At 73.6% G+C, this 22,581-nt stretch carries 18 protein-coding genes; 9 read left to right on the forward strand and 9 right to left on the reverse strand.

From position 1 onward, the window contains the following. Positions 1 to 12 precede the first annotated feature (12 nt). Positions 13 to 1,155 (forward strand): acyl-CoA dehydrogenase family protein, encoded by a 1,143-nt coding sequence (locus ACLJWH_RS28470; protein WP_411144637.1) that lies wholly within the window; start codon positions 13 to 15, stop codon positions 1,153 to 1,155. 91 nt (positions 1,156 to 1,246) lie between these two features. Here the strand turns inward: ACLJWH_RS28470 and ACLJWH_RS28475 are convergent, their stop codons facing one another. Next, the gene (locus tag ACLJWH_RS28475; protein WP_411144638.1) at positions 1,247 to 2,635 is read right to left on the reverse strand and encodes a PLP-dependent aminotransferase family protein; all 1,389 of its coding nucleotides are present in this window, start codon (positions 2,633 to 2,635) and stop codon (positions 1,247 to 1,249) included. A gap of 91 nt (positions 2,636 to 2,726) precedes the next feature. Between ACLJWH_RS28475 and ACLJWH_RS28480 the strand changes: the two genes are divergently transcribed. Together ACLJWH_RS28480 and ACLJWH_RS28485 are read left to right on the forward strand one after the other, a co-directional pair. Then, positions 2,727 to 4,136, forward strand: a complete 1,410-nt coding sequence (locus ACLJWH_RS28480) for an MFS transporter (RefSeq protein WP_411144639.1) — start codon at positions 2,727 to 2,729, stop codon at positions 4,134 to 4,136. Positions 4,137 to 4,312: 176 nt separating this feature from the next. Continuing rightward, positions 4,313 to 5,191: an NAD-dependent epimerase/dehydratase family protein gene (locus tag ACLJWH_RS28485; protein ID WP_411144640.1), complete on the forward strand. Its 879-nt coding sequence runs from the start codon at positions 4,313 to 4,315 to the stop codon at positions 5,189 to 5,191. Positions 5,192 to 5,333: 142 nt separating this feature from the next. On the opposite strand, the gene ACLJWH_RS28490 is transcribed toward ACLJWH_RS28485, so the two are convergent. From ACLJWH_RS28490 to ACLJWH_RS28505, 4 genes are all read right to left on the reverse strand, one after another. Further along, positions 5,334 to 6,299 carry a BBE domain-containing protein gene (locus ACLJWH_RS28490; protein WP_411144641.1) on the reverse strand — a complete coding sequence of 322 codons (966 nt, stop codon included), beginning with the start codon at positions 6,297 to 6,299 and terminating at the stop codon, positions 5,334 to 5,336. Beyond that, positions 6,229 to 6,525, reverse strand: a complete 297-nt coding sequence (locus ACLJWH_RS28495) for a hypothetical protein (RefSeq protein ID WP_411144642.1) — start codon at positions 6,523 to 6,525, stop codon at positions 6,229 to 6,231. The genes ACLJWH_RS28490 and ACLJWH_RS28495 overlap by 71 nt, the downstream gene beginning before the upstream one ends. Further along, positions 6,522 to 8,216: an AMP-binding protein gene (locus ACLJWH_RS28500; protein ID WP_411144643.1), complete on the reverse strand. Its 1,695-nt coding sequence runs from the start codon at positions 8,214 to 8,216 to the stop codon at positions 6,522 to 6,524. Before ACLJWH_RS28500 ends, ACLJWH_RS28495 begins: the two co-directional genes overlap by 4 nt. A gap of 255 nt (positions 8,217 to 8,471) precedes the next feature. Continuing rightward, complete coding sequence (locus ACLJWH_RS28505) at positions 8,472 to 10,028, reverse strand: class I adenylate-forming enzyme family protein (RefSeq protein ID WP_411144644.1); 1,557 nt, start codon at positions 10,026 to 10,028, stop codon at positions 8,472 to 8,474. A 497-nt stretch (positions 10,029 to 10,525) separates the two neighbouring features. Here ACLJWH_RS28505 and paaA point away from each other — a divergent pair, with 497 nt between their 5' ends. The 5 genes from paaA (at position 10,526) to ACLJWH_RS28530 (ending at position 14,222) form a co-directional block, all read left to right on the forward strand. Then, a complete protein-coding gene (gene paaA, locus ACLJWH_RS28510) occupies positions 10,526 to 11,503 on the forward strand; it encodes a 1,2-phenylacetyl-CoA epoxidase subunit PaaA (RefSeq protein WP_411144796.1) in 978 nt (325 codons plus the stop codon). Further along, positions 11,500 to 11,808, forward strand: coding sequence for a 1,2-phenylacetyl-CoA epoxidase subunit PaaB (gene paaB / locus ACLJWH_RS28515; protein ID WP_411144645.1), 309 nt, complete (start codon positions 11,500 to 11,502; stop codon positions 11,806 to 11,808). The genes paaA and paaB overlap by 4 nt, the downstream gene beginning before the upstream one ends. After that, positions 11,805 to 12,575: a 1,2-phenylacetyl-CoA epoxidase subunit PaaC gene (gene paaC, locus ACLJWH_RS28520; RefSeq protein WP_411144646.1), complete on the forward strand. Its 771-nt coding sequence runs from the start codon at positions 11,805 to 11,807 to the stop codon at positions 12,573 to 12,575. The genes paaB and paaC overlap by 4 nt, the downstream gene beginning before the upstream one ends. After that, positions 12,572 to 13,006 carry a metal-sulfur cluster assembly factor gene (locus tag ACLJWH_RS28525; protein WP_411144647.1) on the forward strand — a complete coding sequence of 145 codons (435 nt, stop codon included), beginning with the start codon at positions 12,572 to 12,574 and terminating at the stop codon, positions 13,004 to 13,006. The genes paaC and ACLJWH_RS28525 overlap by 4 nt, the downstream gene beginning before the upstream one ends. Before the next feature lie 82 nt (positions 13,007 to 13,088). Next, the gene (locus ACLJWH_RS28530; protein ID WP_411144648.1) at positions 13,089 to 14,222 is read left to right on the forward strand and encodes a 2Fe-2S iron-sulfur cluster-binding protein; all 1,134 of its coding nucleotides are present in this window, start codon (positions 13,089 to 13,091) and stop codon (positions 14,220 to 14,222) included. Between the two features lie 36 nt (positions 14,223 to 14,258). Here ACLJWH_RS28530 and ACLJWH_RS28535 read toward each other — a convergent pair whose 3' ends face one another. Together ACLJWH_RS28535 and ACLJWH_RS28540 are read right to left on the reverse strand one after the other, a co-directional pair. Then, positions 14,259 to 15,086 (reverse strand): helix-turn-helix transcriptional regulator, encoded by an 828-nt coding sequence (locus ACLJWH_RS28535; protein ID WP_411144649.1) that lies wholly within the window; start codon positions 15,084 to 15,086, stop codon positions 14,259 to 14,261. Positions 15,087 to 16,060: 974 nt separating this feature from the next. Then, positions 16,061 to 17,338, reverse strand: a complete 1,278-nt coding sequence (locus ACLJWH_RS28540; protein ID WP_411144650.1) for a TolB family protein — start codon at positions 17,336 to 17,338, stop codon at positions 16,061 to 16,063. A gap of 754 nt (positions 17,339 to 18,092) precedes the next feature. On the opposite strand from ACLJWH_RS28540, the gene ACLJWH_RS28545 reads away from it, so the two are divergent. After that, the gene (locus ACLJWH_RS28545; protein WP_411144651.1) at positions 18,093 to 19,010 is read left to right on the forward strand and encodes a GNAT family N-acetyltransferase; all 918 of its coding nucleotides are present in this window, start codon (positions 18,093 to 18,095) and stop codon (positions 19,008 to 19,010) included. Between the two features lie 623 nt (positions 19,011 to 19,633). Here ACLJWH_RS28545 and ACLJWH_RS28550 read toward each other — a convergent pair. Then, a complete protein-coding gene (locus ACLJWH_RS28550; protein WP_411144652.1) occupies positions 19,634 to 20,863 on the reverse strand; it encodes an amidohydrolase family protein in 1,230 nt (409 codons plus the stop codon). An 84-nt stretch (positions 20,864 to 20,947) separates the two neighbouring features. Beyond that, positions 20,948 to 22,495, reverse strand: coding sequence for an MDR family MFS transporter (locus ACLJWH_RS28555; RefSeq protein ID WP_411144653.1), 1,548 nt, complete (start codon positions 22,493 to 22,495; stop codon positions 20,948 to 20,950). Positions 22,496 to 22,581: the final 86 nt, after the last annotated feature.

Raw genomic sequence — 22,581 nt, forward strand, 5'->3', positions numbered from 1 at the left:
GGCAACGCCCACATGGGGAACACGCCCTACGAGGCAACGCACGAAGACTTCCGCACACTGTGCCGCGAGTTCCTGGCCCGCGAAGCAGTCCCCTACCACGACCAGTGGGAGAAGGACGGCATCGTCAGCCGCGAACTGTGGCGCAAAGCCGGCAAGGCCGGCCTGCTGGGCACCGGCGTCCCCGTCGAATACGGCGGCGGCGGCGAAAACGACTTCCGCTACCACGCCGTCCTCGCCGAAGAACTCATCCACGCCCGGGTCACCGCACCCGGATTCATCGCCCACAACGACGTCCTCGCCTCCTACCTCACCACCCGCACCACACCCGAACAACGCGAACGCTGGCTGCCCGCACTGTGCGCCGGCGAACACATCGCCGCGATCGCCATGAGCGAACCCGACGCCGGCTCCAACGTCGCCGACATCCGCACCACCGCCGTACGGGACGGCGACAGCTACCTCCTCAACGGACAGAAGACCTTCATCACCAACGGCGAGAACTCCGACCTCGTCCTCGTCGCCGCCAAGACCCAGCCACAGCGCGGCGCCCAGGGCATCAGCCTGCTGGTCGTCGAACGGGGAACCCCCGGCTTCAGCCGCGGCAAACGACTGGAGAAACTCGGCTGGCAGGCCAGCGACACCTGCGAACTCTTCTTCGACGACTGCCGGGTACCCGCCGCCAACCTCATCGGCAAAGAGAACGCCGGCATGGCCTACCTGATGTCCGGCATGCCACGAGAACGCCTCAGCATCGCCACGGTCGCCGTCGCCGCCGCCGAACGCATGCTCGCCGACACCCTCGAATACGCCCGCACCCGCCAGGCGTTCGGCCAGTCCATCGGCAGCTTCCAGCACAACCGCTTCCAGCTCGCCACCATGGACACCGAAATCACCATCGCACGCGTCTTCCTCAACCACTGCATCACCGAACTCAACGCCCGGCGCCTGAGCGTGGCCGACGCCGCCAAAGCCAAATGGTGGACCACCGAACTCCAGGTCGAAGTCGCCAACCGCTGCCTCCAGCTCCACGGCGGCTACGGCTACCTCAAGGAAAGCCCCATCTCCCGCGAATGGGCCAACAGCCGCGTCCAGACCATCTACGGCGGCACCACCGAAATCATGAAAGAACTCATCGGCCGCACCCTGGGCCTGTAAAACCCCGGCCCTCCCGCCCACCGCCCGCACCGCACCACAGACGCCCCGTGGCCGGCAGCCGCCCCGCCGGCCACCTCGCCGGCTCCGGTGGTCACAACGCACGCAACGTGCTGAGCAACGCATCCAGGGCCAGCGCATAGGCATGGGCGGGGGGAGTGGCGTAGCCGACGACGAGACGCGCAGCATGCGGGGCCGGGGGACGGCCCCGCAGATAAGCGCCCAGCGGATGGACACGCACCGAGGCCGCGTCCAGCGCGGCGACGGTATCGGCCTCCGAGGGAGCGGAGGCCGGCAACTCCACGATGGCGTGCAGACCGGCCGCGACACCCGTCACACGCGCCCACGGCAGACCCTCCGCCACCCGCGCGGCCAACACGTCACGCCGGTGCCGATAGGCACGGCGCACCGTGCGCAGATGCCGGTCGTAGGCGCCCGAACCGAGCATCGAGGCAAAAGCCAGCTGATCCAGCGGACCCGTCGTACGGTCCGCCAGCCGCTTGGCCTCCGTCAGCGGCTCCAGCAACGCCGGCGGGCAGGCGATCCAGCCCAGCCGCACCCCCGGCCCCAAAGACTTGCTCAACGACCCGACATACACCACCCGCCCCGGATGACGGCCCTGAAGAGCCCCCACCGGACGCTTGTCATAGCGGAACTCACCGTCGTAATCGTCCTCGACGATCCACCCCCCACGCTCCTGCGCCCACGCCAGCAGCCGCGCCCGCCGCGCCGGACTCATACTCACCCCCAGCGGGAACTGGTGCGCCGGCGTACACACCGCCGCCCCCGCCCCCGAACCCTCCAGCGCCGCCACACTCATCCCCTCCGCATCGACCTCCACATCCACGATCCCCAGCCGCCCACCGACCACCGTGAGGTGATCGGCGAGCGCCGGATTCTCCATACCCGCCTCCCGCACACCCACCTGCGCGAACACCTCCGCGAGCAGCCCCAGAGCCTGCGTATAGCCCGAACACACCACCAGGTGACCCGGATCGACCCGCACCCCCCGCACCCGGCCCAGATAGCCCGACAGCGCCGCCCGCAACTCGATACGGCCCCGCGGATCCCCGTAACCCAACGCCGCGGCCGGCGCCTCCCGCAGCACACGACGCAGCGCCACGAGCCACGCCTGGCGCGGAAAGACCGAGACATCGGGCCGGCCCGGACCCAGATCATGCCGCGGCACAGGCACCGCACCGCCCGGCACATGCGCCGCGCGCAACTCGGGCGAGGGCTGCGCGGCCACATGCGTACCGGCCCGCCCCGCCGTCGTCAGCCAGCCCTCCGCCACGAGCTGGGCATACGCCTGGCTGACCGTGCCCCGCGAGAGCCCGAGCTCCACCGCCAGACTCCGCGTGGCCGGCAGCCGCGTACCCGCCGCCAGCCGGCCCTCCACGATGGCCGCACGCAACGCCTCCTCCACCGCCCGGCCCCGGCGCCCGCGCGCAGCCATCTCGATGAAGAGGTCGAGCCCCGTCACTCTCGTCGCCGACATCGCCGTCCCTTTGGCCCAGTCTCGTACGCGGTATATGGCCCAGGTAATCGCACCAGGAAGCTTTTAGCCTGCACACATGACCACCCAGCGATCAAGACGCGGCGGCGCGGCGACGCGCTCCGGGGCACGCACCGCCGCGCCGGGGGGCGGGATACCGCGGTCACTGGTGCTGCTGCTGGCGGCCGCCTGCGGGCTGATCGTCGCCAACAACTACTACGCCCAGCCACTGCTGCCCGACCTGCAAGAGACCTTCGGCGTCCCGTCCGCCGTCATCGGCCTGTGCGTGACGCTCAACCAACTCGGCTACGCCGCCGGACTGGTACTCGTGGTACCGCTGGGCGACCTTCTCTCCCGGCGCCGCCTGATCGTGCCGATGCTCGCCGCCGACGCGGTGATCCTGGCCGCAGCCGCCGCGGCACCGGGCGCCTGGGCCCTGATCGCGGCCCTCACCCTCGCCGGCGTCACCGGCTCGGTCATCAACATCCTGATCCCCATGACCGCCACCCTCGCCGACGACACCCAGCGCGGCCGGGTCGTGGGCACCTTGATGACCGGCCTGCTGCTGGGCGTCCTGCTGGCCCGCACCGTCGCCGGCGCCCTGGACGAACTCGCCGGCTGGCGCCTGGTCTACGCCACCGCCGCCGTACTCATCGCGGCCCTCACACTCACCCTGTACCGGAAACTGCCCGACCTGCCCGTACCGCCCGGCTCCAGCTACCCGCGGCTGCTCGCCTCGGTGGCCTCCCTCGTACGCACCGAGCCGTTCCTGCGCCGGCGCATGGCGATCGGCGCGGCGGGCTTCGCCGCCTTCCAACTGCTGTGGACCGCCCTGCCGTTCATGCTCGTCGAGGAGCCCTACGGCTACTCCCCGGCGGTCATCGGACTGTTCGGGCTGCTGGGAGCGGCCGGGGCACTGTGCGCCCAGCCCGCCGGCCGCCTCCAGGACCGGGGCCTGGCGCACACCGCGACCGGCCTGCTGCTCACCGCGATCGTGGCATCGTGGGCACTGCTGGCCGGCCACGAGATCCTGGCGCTGGTCATCGCCGGGATCCTCCTGCTCGACGTGGGCGTGCAGGGCGTACACGTCCTGAACCAGGCCCGCATCTACGGCTACCGCCCGCAGATCCGCTCACGGGTCACCACCGCCTACATGTCCGCCTACTTCCTGGGCGGTTCGGCCGGCGGCACGCTGGCGGTGACGCTCTACCCGCGGCTGGGCTGGCCGGGCGTCTGCGCCGTCGGCGGGGCGCTCGGCCTGACAGCCATCGCCCTGTGGGCGACCGAACGCGTACGCACCGCCCCACCGGCGGAACCGGCCCCACCGGCGGAACCGGCCCCACCGTCCGAACCGGCCCCACCGGCCCCACCGGCCCCACCGGCCCCACCGGCCGGACCGTCCGAACCGGCCCCACCGGCCGGACCGTCCGAACCGGCCGGACCGGCGGGCCGGGACACCCAGGAGGGGCCCGCCCCGCACCACGGATGACGCCCACCCCCGCCCACGCGGGAGTGGAGGAACTCCTGGCACTCCCACCGGAATTACCGGCACCCACACCCCACACGGATCACCTGGAACCGGACGCACCACACCGGACGCACCACACCGATCACGCCACACCGATCACGCCACACCGAACACCGATCACTGAACGCGGAACACTGATGACCACCGATCTCGGGAGTATCGATCTCATGCGAATCTTCGTCGCCGGCGGCAGCGGAGCCATCGGCCGCCGGCTCGTGCCGATGCTGGTAGCGGCCGGACACGAGGTGTGGGGCGCGTCCCGCACCACCGAGGGCGTGGCACGGCTGCGCGCCCAGGGGGCGCGGGGCCTGCTGCTCGATGTGTTCGACCGTGCCGCGGTGGCCGGCGCGATGGCCGAGGCCGGCCCGGACGTGATCATGCATCAGCTCACCTCACTGTCCGGGGGAAGCCCCGTGGACAACGCGCGGATCCGCAACGAAGGCACCCGCACCCTCGTGGACGCGGCCCGGCGGGCCGGAGTGCGCCGGATCATCGCCCAGTCCATCTCCTGGGCCTACGAGAGCGGCACCACACCCGCCGACGAGAGCACCCCCCTCGACACCGGCGCGCCCGAGCCCCGGGCCACCACGATCGGCGGCATCACCGCGCTGGAGGAGGCCGTCGCCGAACTCGACGAACACGTCGTCCTGCGCTACGGCACCTTCTACGGACCGGGCACCTGGTACGCGCCCGGCGGCATGATGGCGGACAAGGTCGCCCAGGGCGGGGTGCCCGCCCACGACGGGGTGTCCTCGTTCGTGCACGTCCAGGACGCCGCGCACGCCGCGCAGCTGGCGCTGCGGTGGCCCAGCGGCGCGGTCAACGTCGTCGACGACGACCCGGCCCCGGCACGCGAGTGGGTGCCGGCCCTGGCCAAGGCGCTGGGCGCACCGGCCCCGCAGCCCGCACCGGGCGGGGCGGGCTGGGAGCGCGGTGCCCGTAACACGCGGGCGCGGGAGCTGGGCTGGGAGCCGGTACACACCTCCTGGCGGACCGGCTTCCTCCAGCAGGACTGACCGGACCCGCCGACGCGGGTGGCCGGCGCCGCAGACCGCGGGCGCGCCGGCCACGATCCGCCGGCAGGCGCCCTCCGGACAGCGGCCGCGGCGGCCCGCCCGGACCCGGGCCGGCCGCCGCGGCCGCCGACCCGGCCCGAGGTCAGAGCGGGATGCTGTGCGGGGAGCGGAAGAAGCCGTGCGGGTCGTACCGGCGCTTGGCCGCGGAGAGCCGGGGGAGATTCTGCCCGTAGTAGGCGTCCTGCCAGTCGGGCAGGTCGGGGTCGGGGTAGTTGACGTAGGTACGGCCGTTGGAGAAGGGGTCCATGGCGGCGAAGCCGTCGCCGACCCAGCCGAGCGCGGCGGACAGCTCCTCCGGCTCAGGCCGGGGGCTGCCCAGGCCGACGGTGTAGACGGCGAAGAGTTCGGCGTCGCGGTGCACGTAGGCGGTGTCCTGCGCGCCGGGCGCGTTCGCGTTCTTGCCCAGGGACAGCAGTCCCAGCCAGCGGTACTGCCCGGCCCGCCGCCCGGCGTCGAACGCGCCGAGCATGGCGGCCAGGCCCGCGGCGGGGACGGCCTGGCTGAACATGCGGCTGCGGTGGCGCACCCAGGTGGTGCGCGGCAGCAGCGCCTCGGGGTTGCTGCCGGTGAGGTGGCACTGGGCGGTGGAGGAGTCCGTGCAGCCGAACAGCCGCATCATGGCGTCCCGGTAGGGGCGTTCCTGGATGACACGGGTGGTGGGCGGGGTGCCGATCGCGGCGGTCAGCTCGGCCACCAGCGCCTCCACCTCGTGCTGCTCGCCGAAGTGGGCGCCGCCGACGATGACGGTCGGCTCGGCGCCGGGCCTGGCGTCGTTGAGGAGGATCCCGGCCCGCGGCGCCAGGTCGGCGGGGGCGGCGGCCGCCCACTCCTGCCAGTGCGTCAGGACCCGGTCGGCCAGCGCCCAGGGCCAGGTCAGGTCGAGGGTGACCACCCGCCGCTCGCGGGTCGGGGCGATCTCGAAGTCGGTGACCACGCCGAAATTGCCGCCGCCGCCCCCGCGCAGCGCCCACAGCAGATCACGGTGGTGCTCGCGGGAGGCGGTGCCAGCGCACGACGGCCTGCGGGCGGACCGTGTCGAACTGGGCACTGGCCAGCTGCTTGGCCCGCTCGTAGCCGGCGTCGCCCGGCAGCACCACCGCACCCCGGACCGCGGCCCGCAGCTGCTCCCAGGGGATGCCACCGGACCGCACCCGCCCCGCGGCCCGAGCCGCCGCGGTGGGCCCGGCGGCGCCCGCGGCTGCGGTGGCCAGCAGGCCCGGCGCGGCCAGACCGGTGGCCGCCGCCGCGGTCAGCAGCGCTCTTCTCCTGATCATCGGTTTCCCCTCGTGTCCACGGCGCGCGCGGTGTGCGCCTGACGCAGCACCCCGCGCTGCACCTTGCCCGTGCTGCTGCACGGGAGTTCGGCGACGAATTCCACGATCCGCGGGTACTTGTACGGCGCGATCTCCGCCTTCACCCGGTCCTGGATCTCCCGCGCCAGCCGGCCGGCGGCCGCCGGCGAGGCGGGCGCGTGCCCTTCGGCGGGGACGACCACCGCCTTGACCACACTGCCGCGCTCGGCATCGGGCACGCCCACCACCGCGCAGCCGGCGACCGACGGGTGACGCAGCACGGCCTGTTCGACCTCGGGCGCGGCGACGTTGTAGCCCGCGGTCACGATCATGTCGTCGCTGCGGGCCTGGTACCAGAAGTAGCCGTCACTGTCGCGGAGGTAGATGTCGCCGGTGATGTTCCAGCCGCCCTGGACGTAGTCGCGCTGACGGTCGTCGGCCAGATAGCGGCAGCCGGTCGGCCCCCGGACGGCCAGCCGCCCCGCCACCCCGTCGGGCACCGGCCGCCCGCCCTCGTCGACGACACGGGCCGAGAACCCCGGCACCGGCTTGCCCGTCGCACCGGGCCGGATCTCCTCGTCGGCCGCCGCGATGAACACATGCAGCAGCTCCGTCGCGCCGATACCGTCGATGACCCGCTGCCCGGTGGCGGCCTCGAAGGCCCGCCAGGTGTCCGCGGGCAGCGTCTCGCCCGCCGAGACGCAGCGCCGCAGCGAGGACAGGTCATACCCCTCGATCTCGCGCAGCACGGCCCGGTAGGCGGTGGGAGCGGTGAACAACACCGTCGCCCGGTGCCGGCCGACCGCGGCGAACAGCTCGCGCGGCGTGGCCTTCTCCAGCAGCAGCGCCGCCGCCCCGGCCCGCAGCGGGAAGACCAGCAGCCCGCCCAGACCGAAGGTGAAGGCGAGCGGCGGACTGCCGGTGAACAGATCCTCCGGCACCGGGCGCAGCACCCGCGCGGCGAACGTGTCCGCGATGGCCAGCACATCCCGGTGGAAGTGCATCGTCGCCTTGGGCTCACCACTGGTGCCCGAGGTGAACGCGATCAGCGCGACATCATCGGCCGCGGTCGCCACCGCCCCGAAACCACCGGACTTGGCGTCCGCCCGCCGCGCCAGCTCCGACCCCGCACCGCCGTAGCCGACCACCCGCAGCCCGGCCACCTCGGCCCGCAGCAGCTCCTCGGTGTAGCGCTCCTCGCACAGCGCCAGCTCGACGCGGGCCTTGCCGGCCACCACCCGCAGCTCACCGGCGCGCAGCAGCGGCATCGTGGTCACCACCACCGCGCCGGCCTTCAGGGCCGCCAGCCAGCAGGCCGCCAGCCACGGCGCGTTGGGACCGCGCAGCAGCACCCGGTTGCCCGGTACCAGCCCGAAATCCTCCACCAGCACCCGCGCGATGCGGTCCACGCGCTCCCGCAGCTGGGCGTACGTCCACATCCGCCCGGCCGCGTCGTACAGCGCCGGCCGCGCCCCGCCGAACCGGCCGATGGTGGCGTCCAGCAGCTCCTCGGCGCAGTTCAGCCGTGCGGGGTAGCGCAGTTCGGGCAGGCCGAAGACGAACTCCGGCCACTGGGCCACCGGCGGCAGACGGTCCCGGGCGAAGGTGTCCCGGTGCGCGGACGGGGACAGCGGCGCCCCGCCCGCGGGGGTGGCGGCACTCAGCGGCTCCATGGCTCCTCCACGGCTAGGCGCTCACACGGACACAGGCCGTCCGGGCGCCGCACACCCGGCGGCCCCGCCCGCCCGCGAGGGCGATCCCGTACGCGGCGTGGGCGGGGCCCCACCGCACCGCGGTGGCGGTGAACCGGACCCGGGGGAGGGGCCGGGGGAGCGGCGGCCGGCGAAACGGCCGGGGGAGTGGCGGGGGCAACGGCCGGGGGAGCGGCGGGGGCAGTGGCGGGGCCGGCCGGTGCCGCGCCCGGCCGCTCAGCCATGCTGCCCGCCGTCCTCGGCCAGCAGCCGCACCAACTCCGCCCGCCGCACCTTCCACGTGGCGGTGCGCGGCACCCGGTCGAAGGGCAGCTGCCGTACCGCCTCCATGGCCGGCAGCCCCGCCACCGCCCGCGCCCACCGCGCCGGATCCAGCGGCGCGTCATCCCGGGTGCAGGCCACCGGCACCGGCCGGCCGCCGCCCGACGCCACGATGACGATCTCCCGCAGCTCCGGCAGCCGGGCCATCAGCGTGTCCTCGACCCGCAGACTGCTGTCGACGGTCTCGACCTGATCGACCCCGCGGTCCAGCAGGTGCAGCCGCCCCAGCCCGTCCCTGAACCCCAGATCGCCCATGGCCCACCAGCCGTCGTGCAACTGCCGGCGAAAACGCTCGTCCTCCCCGAGATACGTCAGCGCCCTCGTACGGCTCTTGACCTCGATATGACCGACCCTGCCCGAGCGCACCGGCCGGCCCCCGTCGTCGACGATGCGCATCCGCACGATGCCCGGCAGCGGCCAGCCCACACTGCGCCCGCCCCCCTCGGCCGCACCGCGCGCCGTGACCCAGCCGCCCGCCACCGGCCCGGTCTCCGACTGCCCGTAGAGCTGAAAGAACTTGGGGGACCTGCGCTCGGAGGCACCCAGCAGCGTCCGCACGGTGCGCGGGTGCAGCGCGTCGAACGTCGCGTTGTAGTAGCGCACATGGGCCAGCGGGCCCCCCGCCGCCCCGGCCAGCACCTCCCAGTCGACGAAGGTGTTCGGCTGCGTCTCGACGACACCCGGCCGGTGCCGGGCGAACAGCGGCCCGATGACGCCCGGATCCGCGTCCACGGCCACCAGCAGCGGATTCCCGTACGCCAGACCGAGGCTGAGCGCACTGTAGAAGCGGGCATGCACGAAACTCACGCACAGCGCCACCGACTCCCGCCGCCAGGTCCGCGCCGCGACGACCTGCTGAAGACGCAGCCGCTGCCACAGCGCACCCGGCGTCTGCACCACCAGCTTCGGCACCCCGGTGGTGCCCGAGGTGTGGCTGATGAACGCCGGCTCGTCCGGGCGCGCCCGGTACGTGCCCGCCAGCGACGCCACCGCATACGCGCCCAGCACCTGGGCCCCCGCACGCGCAGGCCCCGCGGTCAGCAGCACCCGGCGGGCCGCCGAGGTATCGAGACCACGGGCCTCCAGATGCGGCGCGTCGATGAGCAGCCAGGGCCGCTCCAGCCGCTCCAGCAGCCGCGCCGCGGTCCGCCCGTCCAGCGTCGGCGAGAGCAGCGCGGGGACGGCCCCCACCCGCTGCACCGCGGCGGCCAGCACCGCGATATCGAAGTTGTTCGTCTTGTAGAGCGCCACCCGGTCGCCGTGGCGCACCCCCGCCGACACCAGCCTGCCCGCGAGATCGCGGACCAGACGGGCCAGCGCGCCGACCGTCCAGTGCGTCCCGCCCCCGGGCGCCACCTGGAGCGGCACATCCAGCACGACGGGCGCCGAGGCATGTGTCCGGGCCGCCTTGTCGAACATCACACCGATGTAGAACCCCTTGCCGCCGGTCACGTCGCCAACACCCCTTCCGGTCAGCACCACTGGCCACCGAGTTTTTTCCGCCCACGGGGGCGGCCGGGGATTTCTGGCAGCTTGCTGACACGCTCCGGCCCCCGGCTGACAGGTGGTTGCCAGCAGCCCGCCACCGCGGGAAGCGGCCTGGCTACGTTCGTCACCACACGGCCGAGGACCGCACCCCGCAACGCCCCGGCCCCGGCCCCGGACCGCACCGCGCCCGGCGACCGCGCCCCACGGCCGGCGGCCGGTGGCCACGCGCCAGGCGGCACGGAACTCGGCCCCGCGGCACAGCAGCGACAGAACGGAGAGCACCGGTGGACAAGGACGAGCACCCGCTCGCGCCGCCCGGCGCGGGCGAGCTGCTGGCCGAGGTGGAGGCGGCACACACCGCACTGCGCACCGCACACCGCACCCCACCGCCACCGCCGCCCACCGCCACCGGCGCCGCGGGGACACCCCACGAGCACGGCACCGCACCCGACGAAGCCCGCCTGCTGGCCCACTTCGAGAAGGTCATCGCCGACGACCAGAAAATCGAACCCCGCGACTGGATGCCCGACGCCTACCGCCGCACCCTCGTCCGGCAGATCGCCCAGCACGCCCACTCCGAGATCGTCGGCATGCAGCCGGAAGCCAACTGGCTCACCCGCGCCCCCTCCCTGGCCCGCAAAACCATCCTCCTGGCCAAGGTCCAGGACGAGGCCGGCCACGGCCTGTACCTCTACGCGGCAGCCGAAACCCTCGGCGTCCACCGCGCCGACCTCCTCGACGCCCTGCACGAAGGCCGCCAGCGCTACCTCTCCTTCATCAACTACCCGACCCTGACCTGGGCCGACACCGGAGCCCTGGCCTGGCTCACCGACGGCGCCGCCATCGTCAACCAGGTCCCGCTGTGCCGCTCCTCCTACGGCCCCTACGCCCGCGCGATGGTCCGCGTCTGCAAGGAGGAGTCCTTCCACCACCGCCAGGGCTTCGACTCCCTGTGGGCCCTGACCCACGGCACCACCGCACAGCGGCAGATGGCCCAGGAAGCCGTCGACCGCTGGTGGTACCCGGCCCTGGCCATGTTCGGCCCCCCGCACCACGCCTCCGTCCACTCCGAGCAGTCGATGGCCTGGCGCATCAAACGCTTCACCAACGACGAACTGCGCCAGCGCTTCGTCGACATCTGCGTCCCGCAGGCCGAACTCCTGGGCCTCACCCCGCCCGACCCCCACCTGCGCTGGAACGACGACCGCGGCCACTACGACTTCACCCCGCCCGACTTCGACGAACTCACCCGCGTCATCAAGGGCGACGGCCCCTGCAACCGCCAGCGCATCGCCCACCGCCGCCGCGCCCACGACGAAGGCGCCTGGGTCCGCGAGGCCGCCGCCGCCCACGCCGCCAAACCCCGCACCCCCCACACCGGCCCGCACCCCACGGCGGCCACCACCGCCCCGGCCACCGCACACGAGAGCGCGGCATGACCAGCCCGCCCGCACCCGACGAGCGCCGCGACTGGCCCCTGTGGGAGGTCTTCGTCCGCGCCCGCCGCGGCCTGGCCCACACCCACGCCGGCAGCCTGCACGCCCCCGACGCCCCCCTCGCCCTCCGCCACGCCCGCGACCTCTACACCCGGCGCGGCGAAGGCGTCTCCCTGTGGGTGGTGCCCGCCGCCGCCATCACCGCCACCAGCCCCGACGAGAAAGACCCGTTCTTCGACCCCGCGGCCGACAAGCCCTACCGCCACCCCGCCTTCTTCGCCCTGCCCGAAGGAGCCGAACACCTGTGACGGCACCCCGCACCATCCCCGCCACCGCACCCGCCTACCCCCTGCGCCTGGGCGACGACGCCCTGATCGCCGCCCAGCGCCTGCTCCAGTGGTGCGCCCGCGCCCCCCAGCTCGAAGAGGACGTGGCCCTCGCCAACATCTGCCTCGACCTGCTCGGCCAGGCCCGCGTCCTGCTCACCCACGCCGGCGAACTGGAGGGCCGGGGCCGCGACGAGGACGCCCTGGCCTTCCTGCGCACCGAGCAGGAGTTCACCCACGTCCAGCTCGTCGAACTGGACAACGGCGACTTCGCCGTCTCCATGGCCAAACTCCTCTTCTTCGCCACCTACCAGGAGTTGCTGTACGGGCAACTGGCCGCCTCCACCGACCCGGTCCTGGCCGCCCTCGCCGCCAAAGCCGTCAAGGAGAGCACCTACCACACCGGCCACGCCGCCGCCTGGACCATCCGCCTCGGCGACGGCACCCAGGAGTCCCACCACCGCATGCAGCACGCCGTCGACACCATCTGGCCCTACAGCCACGCCCTGTTCACCCCCGACGCCCTCGACCGGGCCGCCGCGGCGAACGGCACCGGCATCGACCCCGCCACCCTGCGCGCCCCCTGGCACGAGCGCATCACCCGCACCCTCAAAGAGGCCACGCTCACCGTCCCCGACGACGGCTGGGCCCCCGGCGGCGGCCGCCAGGGCATCCACACCGAGGCATTCGGCTACCTGCTGACCGAAATGCAGGCCCTGCACCGCGCCCACCCCGGAGCCCGCTGGTGACCGCCCCCACCGGAGGGGACACGGCCCGGCTGCGGGCGGCCCTGGCCACCGTCCACGACCCGGAGATCCGCGTGCTGACCATCGAGGAACTGGGCATCCCGCGCCAGGTGGACATCGCCCCCGACGGCCGGGCCCACATCACCCTCACCCCCACCTACCTGGGCTGCCCCGCCATGGACGCCATCCGCGCCGACCTCCGCGCGGCGGCACGGGCGGCCGGCTACCCCGGCGCACGGATCGACACCGTCCGGTCACCACCGTGGACCACCCGCTGGCTCAGCGACGCCGCCCGCGACGAACTCCGCGCGGCGGGCATCGCACCCCCCGCCCCCCAGCCGCCCCCGCCCCGCCCGCCGGCGCCCGCCTCCTCCCCCTGGCCTCCACCGCACCCCACTGCCCCCTGTGCGGCGCCGCCGACACCACCGAACTGACCCGCTTCGGCTCCACCGCCTGCAAAGCGCTGTGGCGCTGCCGGGCATGCGGCGAACCCTTCGACCACGTCAAGGAGCACTGTTGACCGCCCCCACCGTCCCCACCGCCACCACCGGGGCGCCCGCCCGCCAGGACTTCCACGCGCTGGCGGTCACCGCCGCCGCCCCGGCCGCCGACGACCACAGCGCCGTCGCCGTCACCTTCCACGTCCCCGCCCCACTGCGCGAGACCTTCGCCTTCGCCCCCGGCCAGTACGTGACACTGCGCACCCAGCGCGCGGGCGCCGAGGTCCGCCGCGCCTACTCCCTGTGCTCCACCCCCCGCCAGCTGCACGCCGACGGCACCTTGCGGATCGGCGTACGCACCGTCGACGGCGGGTGCCTGTCCCCCTACCTGGCCCGCGAACTCGCCCCGGGCGACACCCTGGACGTCCTCGCCCCCCAAGGGCACTTCACCACCCCGCTGGACCCCGGCCACCCCCGCCGCCACTACGCGGCACTGGCGGCGGGCTCCGGCATCACCCCCGTACTGTCCCTGGCCGCCACCGCCCTGGCCACCGAACCCACCAGCACCTTCACCGTGGTGTACGGCAACCGGACCGCGGCCTCGGCCATGTTCACCGAGGAACTCGCCGACCTCAAGGACCGCTACGGCCGGCGCCTGCACCTGCTGCGGCTCTTCTCCCGCGAGACCCACCGCATCGGCCTGCCCCACCAGCGCCTCGACGCCCCCACCCTGCGCACCCTCCTGGCCGGACCGCTGCCCGCCGCCGTCGTCGACACCTGGTTCCTGTGCGGCCCCCAGACCATGGTCAGCGGCGCCCGCGACGTCCTGGCCGAGCAGGGCGTGGCCGCCGCCACCATCCACGCGGAGCTCTTCCACACCCAGCCCGACACCCCGCCCGCACCCGCCGACGGCACCCGGGCCCCGCACGCGGGCGCCGAGCTGACCCTGCGCCACGGCGGACGCACCAGCACCGTCCACGTCCAGCCGGGCCAGACCCTCCTCGACGCGGGCCTCGCCCACCGCCCCGAGCTGCCGTTCTCCTGCCTGAACGGGGTGTGCGCGACCTGCCGGGCACGCGTGCTCGACGGCCGGGCCGAAATGGCCAGCAACTGGACCCTGACCGAGGAAGAGATCGCCGACAACTACATCCTCACCTGCCAGGCATCCCCCCTCACCCCGACCGTGGACCTCGACTACGACGTGGTGTGACCCACTCCGCCGGGCCCGCACGAGCCGGGCGCGCCCTCACCGCGCCGCCGCCACCTGCCACTGCCCGGCCCGCAGCCCGGCCTGGAAACGCGACCGGGCCCGCAACAGCCGCATCACCACCGCGACATGCCGCCGGTAGGTACGCACCGAACAGCCCAGCTCCCGGGCGGCCGCCTCGTCCGTCCAGCCGGCGCCGAGCAGTTCGAGGACCCGGGCGAGCGTGCCGCCGTCCTCCCCGGCCGCCCGCAGCGCCGCGGCGTCCAGCTCCGCCAGATGCCCGGCATCGGGGGACTGGACCCACACCGCGTCGAACAACGCCTCCAAAGCCCTGACCACCAGCGGATCGGCCACCACCGTCGGCGTCCCCCGCGCCCCCGGCTCGCAGAGCATCGCCACCGCCCCGTCGATCACCACCATCTCCGGCAGACCCACGGACGCCGCCCGCGCGACCGCGCCCGCCGCCGTATAGCGGCTCAGCAGCCGCCGCTCGTCCTCGTCCAGCAGCAAGGAACGCGGCACGACCAGCCGCAGCGGACCCCGCCCCCGTAACAGGGCCGCATACAGCGCCTCGACCTCCGGCGGCCGGACGCCGCTCAGGTCCGGCGACAGACTGATCCGGCTCGCCACCGCCCGCCGCTGAACCTTCTGGACGAGCTGACGCACGGCCGCCTCACCCTCCCCGGCAGCCACCGCCCGCCCCGCCGCCGGCGCGCCCCACTCGGGCGCCGGAGCGTCCCGGCCGCCCAGCGACCGGGCGATCTCCCGCACCCGCCCCGCGTGGTAGAGCAGGGCCCGGACGGCATCCTGCCCCTCGGCGGACGGCGGTATCCGGGGGTGCGTCACAGGGGTGTTGGTCATCGTCATAACGGCTCTCCTCGGGCAGAAGTGGCGCACTGCTGACGTGTGCCAGGTGAAGCGTTGAGAAGACGGACCGGGCGGCGCCGCAACGCCACCCGACGCCGGCGCCGGGCACCCGCACCAGGCGCACCCGGCCGCCCCGGCGGCGCAACACGATCAGCGGGCCCGGCACACCCCGGCCCGCGCCCCCGGGCGCTCCCACCGCCCGGCGCACCCCGCAACCCGCCCCGGCCCCGGCCCAGGTTCCCGCCCAGGTTCCGGTCCTGGTGCGCGTCCCGGCTCCCACACCGGTCCCCGGCCGGGTGTCACCGCCGGCCCGCCCGCACCCCGCACCCCCGCCGGGCGCACCCGGCGCCCGCGCCCGGCGCCCGTCCGCCGCACACCCGCGCGCCCGCCACCGGTATCTCTGCCGGTATCTCTGTCACCGACCCACACCATCTCGCCGAATCCCTCCCCCGTACCGCTGCCGCCGTCCACCGGCGCAACGAAAATCCGTACCGCACCTTCGGTGCCCTGCCACCCGGCCGCGGGCAACACCCGCAGCCGCACGCCGTACCGGCACCGGCCGCGTCCGCGCGCCGGTGCCCGCCGCCTGCCTCCGCCGGATCGCCGCGGGCTCATCCGGCACCTGCACTCTGCCCGCTGCCGCGCTGTGACGGCAGTGACTCCTGAGCCAATTCCCGTACGGGCCCGACACCGACCGCCAGCCGCCCCCGGACCTCCCCACGCCGCCCCGCACACCGTGCGCAAGAGCGCCGTACGCATCGGCCGCCGAAGTGTCCGGACGGTGTTCCTAGGCATGATGTGCCCCTCGTGAGCCGATGGCCAGTGACGGACACCGCCCGCATCGGACACGGTTCTTCCCACACCGGCCGCAGCCACCCACCGGCCCCGCACACCGCCCCCCGCAAGCCGGACCCCGCACACCGCCCCCCGCACACCGCCCCCCGCACACCGCCCCGCGAAAGCCCCGCGCCCGGTCAGCCGGCGCGCCACCCCACCGCCGAAACCGCGTTCTTCCAGGGCCCCTTCAGCTCCGTCGCACCGCCCGATCCCAGGTCGACCACGGCGATCTTCCCGTCGCGCGTCGCGTACGCGATGGTGTGCGCACCGGGCGCCGCGAGCGCGGTGACATGGCCGCCGGCCGGGCGGGCGAGCGGTGCGCCCGCGCCGATGGCCAGGGGCAGGGTGCGCTGCTGCACCGTCTTGCCGCTCTTGCCGTCGAGGGTCGTCACCAGGTAGTCGTACCTGCCCTCGTCCGCCGACTCGGGCGCCGCGGTGGTCAGCCGGCAGGTGTCCGGCGCGAAGTACCACACGGACCCTTCGGCGGCGATACCGGTGGCGGTGAGGGCCTCGGCGGCCGTCTGCGGGCTGTCGGCGTAGGCGCGGTAGCCGAGCGACGAGGCGGCCATCAGCAGCGGTGTGCCGGGGCGCCGGGCGGAGTTCGCCACCGGCGACGGCGTGGCCGCGGGGGACTGTTCGGGGTGGTAGTCGAGCAGGACGCGGTCGCCGCAGGTGTCGGACGCGGTCCAGCGGGCCAGCAGATTCGTCAGCTGCGGCTTTTTCGTGTCGACGCGCGCCAGGGTGGTGGTGTTGGCCTCGGCGGCTGATCCGATCGACTCCGCCCGGTCCTGCCCGAGCCGGTCGAAGGCGAGCCGGGTGGTGCCGGCCCAGTGCGCGCACGTCATCTCGGACGTCGCCCGCGCGTCGTGGTACGTGGGCGGGGAGGCGAGGTTGCCCAGGTCCCGGCGTCCCTCGCGCCACGCGGAGACGGGACGGTCCGACACCTGGCTCCCGTTGCCCGCGGTGTCGAACACGAACACCCCGCGCTGCACCGTGAAGGCCACCCGCTTCCCGTCGGGGGACCACACCGAGCACGGGGAGCCCTGCGGCATACCGGGATCGGCGGCGGCCTCGGGGGCGGCACCGGCAATGCGGCCCGGGAGCGCGGCGCCCGTGCGCAGGTCCTTGACGTACAGGGAGTTGGCCGACACATAGGCCAGATGAGTGCCGTCGGGGGAGAGGGAGACCGAAGCGAGCGGCAGGATCTGCGCGCGCTCGCTGAGCAGGGGCCTGGCCGCGCCCCGCGTCACCTGCCAGACCGTCGAAGAGCCGTCCGCCGCCGTCCCGGCCACATAGACCGTGCCGGTCACCTCCGGGGCGGCGAGGTCGGGCGGCGTGGGACCGGCGGAGCAGGCGCTCACGGCGAGCAGGACCGCCGCGGCACAGGCGGCTCGTACGGTACGGGCACCAGGCATCACGGTGGTCGGCTCCGATCAGGTCTGCACACGATGCGCCTTACATCCAGCGGGACTATAACCGGGCACCCGCCACCCCGGACTCCCCGCGCACCGACCGCACTTGAGGCCCGCCGGCCCCCTCCCCGGCAACCACGGCGGCGTCTCGGAGGCGCCCGCCCCGGTGGCGAGGTCGTCCGGATCCCGGCGCCGACAGGCCCTCGCACGCGCCGCCGCCATACGCCGCCGCACAACAACGAACACGCCGATGTCACCTGCGGCCGCAGGCCACCGGGCACGGCGCGACCGTGCGGGCAGCCCGCCGGGGACGCCCGCGCCGCCCCCCGCGCACCGGGCGGACGGAGTCCTCGGTCCGCGTCACCAGGTCTTGGGCCCGGGTCACCGACGTCCCCTTTTCCCGGGATACGGCCGCCATCCAGCCATTCGGCCGGCCGTCCGCCGGGCCGGTGCGCCGGTGGCGGCCATGGCCTTCAGGGCCGTGACGGGATGCGGTGTCACCGACGGGCCGGGCCCGGGGCGCCACAACAGGGAGCGGGTCAACAGCCCGGCGAGGGCCGGTCACTGTGCCACCACCCCCTCATAAAGAAACGGAAAGCTACGGAAAGGAACAGAAAGGAATCGGTCAAAGGCGCTCTTGGCGGGTGACCATGGCCGTGATGGACTTGATCCGCGCAGCCGCAAGAACGCCGGTCGGTATGTCGGCGGCCGGCGCATGTCCGGCGACCTGAACCCCACCGAAGGGACGCACCCGCACATGACTGTCCCAGGCCAGACCCCACAGCCGCACACCGCCGCCGGCTCCGGCCCGGCCCCGTCCCCCGGGCCCGGCGGTTTCACCGCCGGCGTCGCCACCGCACAGGAATGGCCGCAGATCACGAGCTGGGCCAACCACGAGGGCTGGGACGTCGGCCACCACGACTTCGCCGTCTTCCACGCCACCGACCCCGGCGGTTTCTTCGTCGGCCGCCTCGACGGCCGCCCGGTAGCGGCGCTCTCGGTCGTCAACTACTCCGACGACTACGCCTTCATGGGCAACTACCTGGTGGACCCCGCCCACCGGGGCAAGGGCTACGGCCTCGCGACCTGGGAGGTGGCCATCCCGCACGCCGGCTCCCGCGTCATCGGCCTGGACGGCATGCCCGTCCAGGAGGCCAACTACAAGAAGTTCGGCTTCGTCTCCCAGTACCGCACCATCCGCTACACCGGCCGCCTCACCGGCCGCCCCGCCACCGCGCCCCCGGGAGCCGAACCCCTCACCCCCCGCCACCTCGACGCCGTCGCCGCGTACGACCGCACCTACTTCCCCACCCCCCGCCGCGCCTTCCTGGAGCGCTGGCTGACCGCTCCCGGCCACACCGCCTACGCCCGCTTCCAGGGCGAGCGCCTGACCGGCTACGGCGTCATCCGGCCCTCTCCCGGCGGCCACCGCATCGGCCCGCTCTACGCCGACACCCCCCAGGACGCCGAGGCCCTCTTCGACGCCCTCACCGCCCCGCTGGGCCCCGGCGCCCCGCTCTCCCTCGACGCCCCCGAACCCCAGCAGGCGGCGGCCTCCCTGGCCGTCTCCCGCGGCCTGGCCCACCAGTTCCACACCGTGCGCATGTACCGCGGCCCGGCCCCCGCCGCCGGCCCGGAGCGGGCGTTCGCCCTCACGGAACTGGCCATGGGCTAGCCGGCGTTCACCCGCGCCGCCGCCTGCCGGATGCGCGCGACCGCGGTGTCCGGTGCGGCGGGCCGCAGAACGGCGCACCGCAGGACGGCGGGCCGCACCTGTGCGGGGATGCGCCGTGGCGGCCCGGCGTCGCGGCCCGTGACCGGGGAGCGCCGCACCGGGCGCCGCGGTCCGGCGCCACGCCGACCGCATGCCCGGGGGAGCGGCGGGTGGCCCCGCACCCGTCCGGGCACGGGGCCACACCGGCCCGGTCGGAGGCCGGCTTTGTACGCGAGAACGGGTTCTGGCTCGCTTTCCGTGTGTCCGTGGACTTCGAACGCAGTCCGTGGAATTCCTTGCCATCCAAAGCGGCCGCGGCAGGTCACGGCGTCGGCGAGCGAGGTCGGCCTCGCCGCTGGCTGGGTGTGACCTTTCCCGCGACATGACACCTGCGGCGCCGCCTGAACTGGACTGACGTATCGTGCGTTTCGCCCGGCCCGGCACCGGATCTGCGCCGGAGATCGCGCCTGCGTCAGCTCTCCGGACCTCCGGTCGTGGACGCCAAGAAGACCCGCAACTCGGGCCAGGATGACCCCCTGGCCGTCCACCTGCCCGCCGGCGCAGGACAGACCGCCCAGATTCGGTCACTGCTGCCCCGCGTCACCGGGCTGAGGAAGGCGGCGGCCTCGGCGCCACACACCACGGATCGACAGGCTGTCGTCGATGTGCGCTGTCGGGTCGCCGTCGACCAACAGCAGGTCGGCGCGGGCACCGGGGGTGATGCGGCCCCGGTCGGCCAGGTCGAACACCCGCGCCGGGACCGAGGTCGCCGCGCGCAGGGCCTCTGCTGGGGTGAACCCGGCCTGGACGAGCAGGTGCATTTCGTGGTGGACGCTCGCGCCGTGCGCCACGCCGCCGTGGGAGGGGACGGGCATGGAGGAGTCGGTGCCGACCAGGATGTCGACGCCGGCATCCCGCAGCGCAGCGGCCGTGGCCTGCACATGCTTCAGGTCGCCTTCCGGGTATTTGGCGAAGCTCCCGCGCAGCGTGTCCAGCCACTGCGGGCTCAGCTGGGAGCTGACGCGCGGATCGTCGGCGAGCGCGGCGCCGTTGTTGCCCATAAGGGAGGAGCTGACCGCCAGGCACGGGGTGACGAAGAGGCCGGCGTCCGCGATGGCGGCGACGATCTGCGGGGTGTGGGGCTGGTCGATGAACAGGTGTGCCAGGCCGTCCGCACCGACGGCGATGGCCTGTTCGGTGGCGGCCAGCGTCAGAGCGTGGGCGATGACCTTCTTGCCCAGGCGGTGGGCCTCGGCCACGCCGGCCTGGAGCGTCTCGGTGCTGATCACGGGCAGGTTCGGGTGTCCCATCACCGTGCCCTCTTCGATCATGACTTTGATGTAGTCGGCGCCCTCGGCCACGCGCGCGTTCACATACGCCACAGCCTCCTCGGGGGTGGACACTGAGGGCATCGCCCAGCCCTCGCCGCCGGGCTTGTGGTCGTCGCTGAGCTCCGCGACGAACTGGCTGGGGTGTCCGCCTGGGGCCATGAGCGCCAGGAGGGCGGAGCGCACGTCGGCGATCTCGTCGTTCTCGGCGATCTCCTTGCGCTGCTCTGGAGTCCAGTAGCCCTGCATTTCCAGCTCGGTAGTCACCCCGAAAGGCAGAGCTGCGCGGAGGGCTTCCAGGGAGGTGTGCACGTGACTGTCGATCAGTCCGGGGAGCAGGGTCGCACCGTGGGCATCGAGCACGGTGGATCCGGCCGATGGCTCCTGGCCGACAGCGTGAATGTATGCGCCGTCGAGGGTGACGGTTCGGGCGTCCAGGATGCGTTCACCGTCGAAGATTCGGGCGTTGGTGATCGTGGTGTTCATGGTGGTGCTCCTTGCACGTCTGGCGGTGTTGCGGAGTGACGGACCGGGGTGGCGCGTAGGGCCGGGGGTGCTGAGGTCTGAGCGTTACGAGGCGGCGCCGGCCGCCTTCTTCACTGACTGCTGTCCGCCGCTGGGCTTGCCGCGCAGGGGGACTTCCTTGATGAAGACGGCCGCGACGAATGCGGCTGCCGCGCACAGGGCGCCGACGAGGAAGATCTGCTGCATCCCGTGGGCCACTGCTTGCAGGTAGGCGTCCTTGGCGGCCTGCGACATCCCCGTTGCCGCCGGGACGTCCGGCCGGGCGCCCTCGATGGGAGCGCCCCCGCCGTGACCGGCGATCGCGCGGGTGAACAGGGACCCGAAGACCGCCACGCCGAGCGAGCCGCCGAGGGTGCGAAAGAGGCTGGTGGCGGCCGAGGCGGCGCCCATGTCCCGCAGTTCGACGCTGTTCTGGGCGATGGTGTTGGCCATCTGGATGGTGAATCCGGTGCCGATACCGACGAGCACCATGTAGGCACTGGTGGTGGCGCGGGCGGTGCCGGTGTCCATGGTGGCCAGCAGACCCATACCGATCGCGAGCGAAGCGGCGCCGACCACCGGGAAGATCTTGTACCTGCCGGTCCTCGCCATCACCTTGCCCGCCACCATGGAGGCGGCGACAGTGCCCGCCATCATCGGCAGCAGCAACAGGCCGGAGTTCGATGCCGAGGCACCCTGGACCGTCTGCTGGAACATCGGCAGGTAGAGCGTGCCGCCGAACATGGCCACACCGGCGACCGTCAGCAGCACCGCGGCGATCGGGAAGTTGCGCTGCCCAGTGAAGATCCGCGGCGGCAGCAGCGGCTCATCCGTCCGCCGCTGGGAGGCGATGAAGGCCGCCAGCAGGACGAGCGCGGCCGCGGCGAGGGTCAGGATTTGCCAGGAGCCCCAGGCGTACGTGCTGCCGGCCCAGGTCGCGGCCATCACGACGACGCTGATCAGCGAGGTCATGAGGGTGATGCCGAGCCAGTCGATGACGACCTTGCCCTTGGGTGCTGCGGGCACCTTCAGCAGCAGTGCGCACCAGACGATGCAGATCAGGCCGATGGGGATGTTGACGTAGAACGCCCACCGCCAGCCCAGGTGGCCGGTGATGAAGCCGCCGACGAGCGGGCCGCCGATACTGCCCACGGCCTGCGTGATCGCGACCATGCCCTGGTACTTGCCGCGCTCACGCGGCGGCAGCAGCGCACCGATCAGAGCGAATGCCCCGGCCATCAGGCCGCCGGCGCCGATGCCCTGCAGCGCGCGGAAGCCGATCAGCTCGCCCATCGAGGACGCCTGGCCGGAGAGGACTGAGCCGATCATGAAGACCGCTATCGAGCCCAGGAACAGGTGCTTGCGGTTGAACAGGTCGCCCAGCTTTCCCCAGACCGGAGTGGAGCAGGCAGTGGTGAGGGTATAGGCGGTCACCACCCAGGAGATGTGGTCGAGGCCGCCGATGTCGGCGACGACTGTGGGCATGGCGGTGCCGACGATCAGACCGTCGAGCTGCGAGAGCAGCATCGCCAGCAGGACGCCGGCCAGAATCCAGCGGATGTTCTTCGGCGCGACCGGGGTGTCGGCGGCCGGGGGTGCGGTGGATGCGGACATGGCGGATCACTCCTTTCGGCGGTGGGTACCCATCCACCGTAACGAACACGTTCGTTACGAACAAGTTCGCCACGAATGTGTTCGCG

It is taken from the genome of Streptomyces sp. x-80, from assembly GCF_046549095.1.
Lineage (GTDB): Bacteria > Actinomycetota > Actinomycetes > Streptomycetales > Streptomycetaceae > Streptomyces > Streptomyces celluloflavus.

Bases quoted from the DNA above. Each gene is read 5' to 3' on its own strand.
- ACLJWH_RS28485 (WP_411144640.1), top strand. From the start codon at position 4,313: ATGACCACCGATCTCGGGAGTATCGATCTCATGCGAATCTTCGTCGCC.
- ACLJWH_RS28535 (WP_411144649.1), bottom strand. From the start codon at position 15,086: ATGACGATGACCAACACCCCTGTGACGCACCCCCGGATACCGCCGTCC.
- paaB (WP_411144645.1), top strand. From the start codon at position 11,500: ATGACCAGCCCGCCCGCACCCGACGAGCGCCGCGACTGGCCCCTGTGG.
- ACLJWH_RS28540 (WP_411144650.1), bottom strand. From the start codon at position 17,338: ATGCCTGGTGCCCGTACCGTACGAGCCGCCTGTGCCGCGGCGGTCCTG.
- ACLJWH_RS28470 (WP_411144637.1), top strand. From the start codon at position 13: ATGGGGAACACGCCCTACGAGGCAACGCACGAAGACTTCCGCACACTG.
- ACLJWH_RS28550 (WP_411144652.1), bottom strand. From the start codon at position 20,863: ATGAACACCACGATCACCAACGCCCGAATCTTCGACGGTGAACGCATC.
- ACLJWH_RS28500 (WP_411144643.1), bottom strand. From the start codon at position 8,216: ATGGAGCCGCTGAGTGCCGCCACCCCCGCGGGCGGGGCGCCGCTGTCC.
- ACLJWH_RS28495 (WP_411144642.1), bottom strand. From the start codon at position 6,525: ATGATCAGGAGAAGAGCGCTGCTGACCGCGGCGGCGGCCACCGGTCTG.
- ACLJWH_RS28555 (WP_411144653.1), bottom strand. From the start codon at position 22,495: ATGTCCGCATCCACCGCACCCCCGGCCGCCGACACCCCGGTCGCGCCG.
- ACLJWH_RS28480 (WP_411144639.1), top strand. From the start codon at position 2,727: ATGACCACCCAGCGATCAAGACGCGGCGGCGCGGCGACGCGCTCCGGG.
- ACLJWH_RS28545 (WP_411144651.1), top strand. From the start codon at position 18,093: ATGACTGTCCCAGGCCAGACCCCACAGCCGCACACCGCCGCCGGCTCC.